We start from the raw sequence: 1,266 nt of genomic DNA on the forward strand, positions 1-1,266 counted from the left end.
TTGGGACGAGGAGAACGGAACGTCCTCCTCGCCATTCCCCATTCTTTACTTCGCTAGCCAAGCGGTGAAGCGCTGGCCCAACTCATCAAGCCTGTCGGCCCAGAAGCGGGCGTTGTACTCCACAGGATTATTGGCTGCCGTGGGCATGTCAGACAGGACCGCCAGATCTAGAAGCGCCATCGCGTCGTGATTGCCGGGAACGAACCGAATCAACCGCGCCATATCGGCCTGCACCTGCGGTGAAGAGGCGAAGGTGATGAACTTGTAGGCGTCGTCCAATCGCGGATCACCCTTGGGAATGACCCAGTAGGACACACTCAGAAACGCAGCGTCCCACAAGATACCAACATGCTTTCCGGCCTTATTGATAGCATCGGCAGTTATTGAGGGCTGCCAATCCGCGGTCATGACAACTTGGCCGTCGGCCACTAGCTGCCTTGACTGGGCGCCGGACGCCCACCAGACGACGTCCTTCTTGATGGTGTCGAGCTTTTTGAAGGCGCGATCCACGCCTTCAGGCGTACCAAGGACCTTATAGACGTCTTTGGCGGGCACACCGTCGGCAACCAGTGCCCACTCGAGATTCGTTTTGGGACTTTTCCACAGGCCGCGCTTACCGGGGAATTTTCGCAGGTCGAATAGATCGGCGATCGTCTTAGGGCCGTTGGGCAGCTTGCCCTTGTCATAGATGACGCCCTGGGCATTGTGGTTTAACGGCACGCCGCAATCAGTTTGTTCGCCAGCCTCACCAAATTTGGCCCTATCGACGCCTAGCCTCTTCCATTCGATTGTCTCAAGGAGGCCCTCGGCGCACATGGCCCCGGCCGAGTTGCCAGCGTTTACCACATCCCAGCTCACGGTCTTGGACTCGACCATCGCGCGGATCTTGGCGCTCTCGCCGTTCCACTCGTCTTCAGTGATCTTGATCCCGGTCGCCTTTGTGAAGGGCTCGAAATAGGCCTTGCGGTAGCCCTCCTGACTCGCCCCACCAAAGGCAGTGACCGTCAAATGATCGCCCGCAAAAGCGAGGTTTCCTGGCGCAAGCAAGCCCACTGCTAAGACAACGGCCAAGACCTCGGTAACCATCTTCCTCATCATCTGCGTCTCCTTTATGCAATGCCTATGGGGTCGGGTCGAAAACTGGACCACCGAAGTTCACGGCGTAGCCGCCGCCTATCGTCACGTCGCATCGAGCGCCAGACAATCTTCAGTTTTCCAGCCGATGGTGATCGGTGTGCCCGGCTCGAGCTGCACCACGCCTTCCGA

1 protein-coding gene is annotated in these 1,266 nt (G+C 58.3%); it reads right to left on the reverse strand.

The window, feature by feature from the left end:
* Nucleotides 1–45: 45 nt before the first annotated feature.
* Nucleotides 46–1,098 carry an ABC transporter substrate-binding protein gene (locus IF809_RS38540; RefSeq protein ID WP_441258735.1) on the reverse strand — a complete coding sequence of 351 codons (1,053 nt, stop codon included), beginning with the start codon at nucleotides 1,096–1,098 and terminating at the stop codon, nucleotides 46–48.
* Nucleotides 1,099–1,266 lie beyond the last annotated feature (168 nt).

The organism is Bradyrhizobium sp. UFLA06-24, assembly GCF_054967145.1.